Annotated in this window: 4 protein-coding genes; all 4 read right to left on the reverse strand. The window is 72.8% G+C overall.

The features are described 5' to 3' along the window. Positions 1–31: 31 nt before the first annotated feature. Genes AC1Q7O_RS01755 through AC1Q7O_RS01770 form a run of 4 tightly spaced genes read right to left on the reverse strand, consistent with a single transcriptional unit; the run spans position 32 to position 5,116 of the window. Positions 32–1,960 (reverse strand): efflux RND transporter periplasmic adaptor subunit, encoded by a 1,929-nt coding sequence (locus AC1Q7O_RS01755; protein WP_492661833.1) that lies wholly within the window; start codon positions 1,958–1,960, stop codon positions 32–34. Further along, a complete protein-coding gene (locus tag AC1Q7O_RS01760) occupies positions 1,957–2,760 on the reverse strand; it encodes an efflux RND transporter periplasmic adaptor subunit (RefSeq protein WP_492661834.1) in 804 nt (267 codons plus the stop codon). Before AC1Q7O_RS01760 ends, AC1Q7O_RS01755 begins: the two co-directional genes overlap by 4 nt. After that, positions 2,757–4,379 carry a TolC family protein gene (locus AC1Q7O_RS01765; RefSeq protein WP_492661835.1) on the reverse strand — a complete coding sequence of 541 codons (1,623 nt, stop codon included), beginning with the start codon at positions 4,377–4,379 and terminating at the stop codon, positions 2,757–2,759. The genes AC1Q7O_RS01760 and AC1Q7O_RS01765 overlap by 4 nt, the downstream gene beginning before the upstream one ends. Then, positions 4,379–5,116 (reverse strand): SapC family protein, encoded by a 738-nt coding sequence (locus tag AC1Q7O_RS01770; protein WP_492661836.1) that lies wholly within the window; start codon positions 5,114–5,116, stop codon positions 4,379–4,381. The genes AC1Q7O_RS01765 and AC1Q7O_RS01770 overlap by 1 nt, the downstream gene beginning before the upstream one ends. Between the last annotated feature and the right edge of the window lie 324 nt (positions 5,117–5,440).

Genomic DNA, 5,440 nt, shown 5'->3' on the forward strand with positions numbered 1-5,440 from the left:
GCGCATGGAACAGCAACTCGTTGCCATGCCGTCACCACCACAGCCACAGCCGCAGCTGGTCGACCAGCCGATGCGTCAGCACCCAGATGATGCGGCGCGGGCCGGCCTCGATGCGGGCGTTGCCGCTCATGCCGGGCCGCCACCAGTCCGCCGGCTTGGACAGCAGCTCGGCGCGCACCATGAACTGGTTGCCTTCCTGGCCCTTGATCTGCGCAACCGGGATGACCGCCGCCACGCGCAGCGGGATCTTCTCGTCGGGCCGCGTCATCAGGCTCAGCTCGCCCAGCGCGCCGGCCTTCAGCTGCGCGGCGTCGCGCTCGGGCACCTGCAGCGTCGCGTACAGCTTCTCGACGCGGGCGAGGCGGTAGAGCTTGTCGCCCTTGCGCACCGGGGCGCCCTGCAGCTCGCGCTTCTCGCCCTCGACGACGACGCCGTCGAACGGCGCGCGGTTGGCGGCCAGCTCGATGAGCTCCACCGTGCGCGCCAGCCGCGCCTGCGCCTGCACCGTGCGCGCGTTGCCCACCTCGGCCTCGGCCAGCGCGCCTGAAGCGCGCGCCTTGTCGGCCTCCGCCGTGTAGCGCTGCACCTCGGCGCGGGCGTCGGCGGCCTGGTTCTGCAGGTCGCGCACGTCCAGCTGCGCCAGCAGTTCGCCTTCCTTGACGGGCTGGCCGGCGCTGACCAGCGCTTCCTCCACGCGGCCGTCGAACTGCGCCGACAGGATGCGCGTGCTGTCCGTGGCCAGCTGTGCGCTGGCGCCGACGCGGTAGTCCCAGTCGACGAACAGCGCCACCAGCAGCGCCAGTGCGCCCACGCCGGCGCCCAGCTTCAGGCCCAGGTGCTGCGGCCCCAGCCACAGCCGCGCGCGGCGGCGCAACTCGTCACTGGCGCGCAGCGTCAGCGCGCGTTCGCGCCAGTGCAGGCTTTCCAGCCAGGGCAGCGCCGCCCGCAGCGCCAGTCGCAGGCGCGCCAGCTGGTCGGCCGGCAGCGGTTCGCCGTCGAACACCATCAGCACGGCCGCGCGTGGCGCGCTGTGGCCGCTGGCCAGTGGCAGCGACGCCAGGCTGACGTCGCCCAGCGACTGCTGCAGCAGCCGGTGCGCGGGCAGCGCCTGCGGCGCGGTGCGGTCGACGCCGGCCAGCTCGGTGCCCGGTGTGTCGGTGGTCTGCACGGCGTCGACGCGCAGGCCTTCGTCATGGTCCAGCGCTTCGTCCAGCGCACCCTCGGTCAGCACGACGGCGTGGGCGAAGCGGTCCAGCTTGTCGCGGTGGCTGAGCGCCACGAGGCGCAGCGCCGCGCCGGCCTCGGCGCGCCAGCCCAAGGCGACCTGCTGCGCGCCCAGCGTGCTGGCCAGCGCGTTGACCAGCGCCAGCGTGGCCGGCTCGAAGCCGTCGTGGGCCTGCGCGAACAGCACGGCGTCCAGCAGCGGCGCCCAGGTCGCCAGCGGCGCGTCGCCGGCCGCGGGCGTGGCCGACGCGGCGGGGGCTTCGCCCGGGGCGGGCAGGTCGGCCACCAGTTGCGCGCGCAGCACCAGCTCGTTCAGGTGCGGCCGCTCGCGGTCGGGCAGGCACAGCAGCCACAGGTCGCTGGCCGCGCGCTCGGGCTGCACGGCCACCAGCCACTGCGTGGCGCCCTGTGCCGAGCGCTGCGGCAGGCTGGCGAAGCCCTGCGTGCGGGCGCGCTGGGCCAGCGCGGCCAGGTCGGTGGCGAAGTCGGTGCGCAGCGGGTCGGGCGACGGGTCGCTGGCGGCGGCCTCGTCGTGCGCCTGGGCCAGCAGCCGCCAGGCGCCGTCGGCCTCGGCGAGCCACCAACCCTGTTGCGCGCGCATCAGCCGCGCGAGCGCGGCGATGACCTGCGGTGCGTAGCTCGCCTGGCCGGCGGCGCCGCGCAGCGCGTGCAGCGCCAGCACCAGCTCGCGGGCGCTGTAGGCGGGGAGCGCGGTTACGACGCCGGGCGCGCTCACTTGGTGGCTCCTCCGTCCAGCTTGACGATGCCCTTGCTGCCCGCCGCGATGCGCCCGCCCGTGTTGGCGAAGCGCACGCGCACCTCCACGAGGCCGCTGGCTGCGTCGGTCACCGGCGAAATGAGGCTGACGTTGCCGTTCACGGTCTCGCCGCCGTCAATGGCGATCGGCAGCGCCTGGTTCTCCTTCAGCTTGCGCGCGACGGCGGCGGGCAGGTTGACGCGCAGGTGCAGCACCGACGCGTCCACCAGCTCCACCAGCGTGTCGCCGGGCTTGGCCCATTCGCCGATGGCGATGCCCACCTTGGTGACGACGCCGGCCACCGGCGCCGTCAGGCGGCGCTGCTGGCGGTCGGCCTCGGCGAGCTGCAGCTCCAGCTTCTCGCGCGCCTTCTGCACCTGCAGCTGCGCCAGCCGGCCGCGCGTGGCGATGAAGTCCAGCTCGTTGCGGGCCGCGTCCTCGCGGCTCAGCGCGCCGCGGCTGGCGGCCAGCTTGCGCGCGTCCTCCGCCAGCGGCTGCACGACCTTCAGGCGCTCCTCGGTGGCGCGCAGCTCGCTCTGGTCCTCGACCTGCGTGCGGCGGCGCTGTTCCTCCAGCGCCTGCGGGCGGTCATCCAGCTGGATCAGCGTCTGGCCGGCGCCCACCTTCTGGCCCGGCTCCACCGCCACCTTGGCGACGACGCCGGTGACCGGCAGGCTCAGCGCGAGTTTGTGGCGGGCATGGACGATGCCGACATAGTCGGCCGCCAGCGCAGGGCCTGCGGCAGCAGCGAGGAGGAGAAGGAGGGCAGAGGCTTTCATTCGATGAGTTGCACGTCGTGGGCGGCCAGCAGGCTGCCGTCCACCAGTTGCAGCGCCACGCGGGCCAGCGCCCAGCGGCTGGCGCCGTCGATGTAGCGCAGCCGCGCGTCCAGCACGTCGGCCTGCAGTCGCAGCAGCCGGTTGCGCGGCGTCGCGCCCAGCGCGAACTGGTCGCGCACGCCGGCTTCCAGCTGCTCGCGGGCTGTCAGCTCCTCGCGCAGCTGCGCCAGCTCGCGGCCCAGCTCGCCGAACTGCGCGGCGCGGTTGAAGTAGTCGCTGGCCAGCGCCTGGCGCACCGAGTGCACCTCCAGCGCCGACTGCTCCACGCGCAGCTGCTGCGCGCGGTACTCGGCCTGCGCGCGGCGGTCGCCGCCAAGGGGCACCTCCATCGCGACGCCGATGGTCCAGTCGGGGTTGCGGCCCTGCGTGGCCTTGATGGCGGCGTCCATCGGGCCGTAGGTCAGGCTGTTGCTGCTGTAGCTGGCCTGCACGTCCAGCGCCGGCAGCTTCTTGCTGTAGGCCAGGCGCATGCGCGCATCGGCCTGCTCGCGCTTGAGCAGCGCCATGCGCAGCGGCGGCCAGGCGGCCTCGATGTCGGGCAGGCGCTCGGCCAGCGCGGCCAGCTCGCGGGCCGGGGCCGGCGGCTCCAGCTCGGGGTCGGCCAGCGTCCAGCCAGCATCCTCGGGCGGCAGGTCCAGCAGCACGCGCACCTTGGCCTCGGCGTCGAACAGCGCCTGCTGCCCACGCGCCAGCTCGGCGCGGCGGGCCGACAGCACGGCCGTCGCCTCGTCCAGCGCGGCGGGCGGCAGGCGGCCGCCGTCCACGCGGCTCTTCACGTCCTCGGCGGTCTCCTGCGCGTTGTCCAGCGCGGCGCGGCGCAGCGCCTGCGTCGAGCGTGCCCGCCACAGCTGCCAGTAGGCCGACAGCGCCTCGCTGCCGATGCGCAGCACCTGCTGGCGGAACTGCCAGCCGCCGATGTCGCGCTCGTAGCGGGCGACGCGCAGGTCGGTCTCGACGACGTCGCGCCCCGCGCCGCGCAGCAGCGGCTGGCGCAGCGACAGCACCAGCGCGCCGGTGGCTTCGGAGTCGCCGGTGGCGAAGCTGGCCGACGCGATGACGTTGCTGCGCCGCTGGTTGCTGCGCCAGGCCAGCGCCACTTCGGCACCGGTGGGCGCCTTCACGCGCACGCCGGCCTCGCCGGCCAGCACATGCTCGTTGAGGCGCGTGATGCCGCCCAGGGCGGCCGTCAGGCGTTCCTCGACGGTGCGCTGGCGGTTGCGGCCCTCGCGGCGCAGGTTGGCGTAGGCGATGGGCATGTACAGGCCCGTCTCGGCCTCGGCCGCCTGCTCGGACACGCGCGACTGCAGCCGTGCGTACAGCACCTCGGCGTTCTGCTCCAGCGCGAGCTGGGCCAGCGTCTTGGCGTCCAGCCGCACCGGGCGCTGCGCGGCCGGCTTGGGCGGTGGCACATAGGGCTCGTAGCGGACGGGCGCAGGACCGAACTCGCCCGTCTGCTGCGCGTCGCTGCGGTCAGCGCCCGCGAACGCCGCACCAGTGCAGGCCGCCGCCGCGGCCACCGCGCCGAGGGCATGGCGCCAGGCCGCGGTGCGAGCAGGCATCAGGCTGCCTTTGCGGGCGCGAGGCGCTTGTCCTTGAGCTGCATCAGCCGCTCGATCTGCGCCAGCGACATCAGCTGCGCGTAGATGGCCGGCAGGAAGCGCTTGGCGCGCAGCTCCAGGAACTTGTCGTTGGAGAGGTTGTTCAGCCGCTCTTCGTTGACGACCCAGCAGCCGGCGATGTTCTTCTCGCGGTCGCCTTCACGCACGCGCATCTGCAGCGGCGTGAACATGTTCAGCTCGGCCAGCGTCTTGGAGAACTCCAGCGTGATCTGGTCCATCTGCTGCAGTTCGGCCAGGTAGCGCTTGACGTTCTCGATGACCTGCGTGGGCTCGCCCTTGTCGTCGAACAGCGGGCTGCCTTCGCCGTCCTTGCCGTCCACGCTGACCAGGCTGCTGCCTTCGTCCAGGCAGATCGTGAAGTGGCCTTCGGTGCCGCTGCCGGCCAGCGCGAAGGGGTAGCGGCGGATGATCGCGGGGATGTAGCTCGCCTCCCACTTGCCAGCGTCCGACACGAACAGGTTCTCGCCGGCATCCAGGCCCAGCAGCGTCACGGGGCGGAAGGCGTCCTTCTCCTTGTCCTCGACGAACACGATGGGGTAGACGGCCGCGGCGCGGGCGAACTCGTGCATCGTCAGGTATGCGATGTGGAAGTCCTTCGCGAAACCGAAACCCGTGATCTCCTTGATGCGGGTGCGGGCGTGGCGCTCACGGTTGACGGGGACGACTTTCTCGAACATCACGAATCCTTCTGGCGGGGTATCAAACGAGGCGCGGCGGTCCATGCAGCAGCCCTGCGCGCAAGCGCTTTTCAGTATCGACGATGGGGCAGGGGGTCGGACACAGGAAAGTCCTAGGCCGCCGGATGTCGCATCGGCCAGGGCAAAGGCGTCTGCAATTTGACGGCCTCTACCCGACCCACTTGAACGCGGGTTGAACGGGTGGTTTGGCTGAAAACTCTCATGGGATTGCCATTGCGCTGACGTTATGCTGCCGAGTATGTTTGCCCACCTCATCGCCCACCCAGCCAGCGCTTGCGCCGGCCATGGCGCTGAGGTGCGCGC

The organism is Roseateles sp. GW823-FHT07B05 (assembly GCF_058794515.1).

What these genes read in the sequence shown, in the direction of transcription:
- AC1Q7O_RS01760 (WP_492661834.1), bottom strand. Translation starts at nt 2,760, where the DNA reads ATGAAAGCCTCTGCCCTCCTTCTCCTCCTCGCTGCTGCCGCAGGCCCT.
- AC1Q7O_RS01770 (WP_492661836.1), bottom strand. Translation starts at nt 5,116, where the DNA reads ATGTTCGAGAAAGTCGTCCCCGTCAACCGTGAGCGCCACGCCCGCACC.
- AC1Q7O_RS01765 (WP_492661835.1), bottom strand. Translation starts at nt 4,379, where the DNA reads ATGCCTGCTCGCACCGCGGCCTGGCGCCATGCCCTCGGCGCGGTGGCC.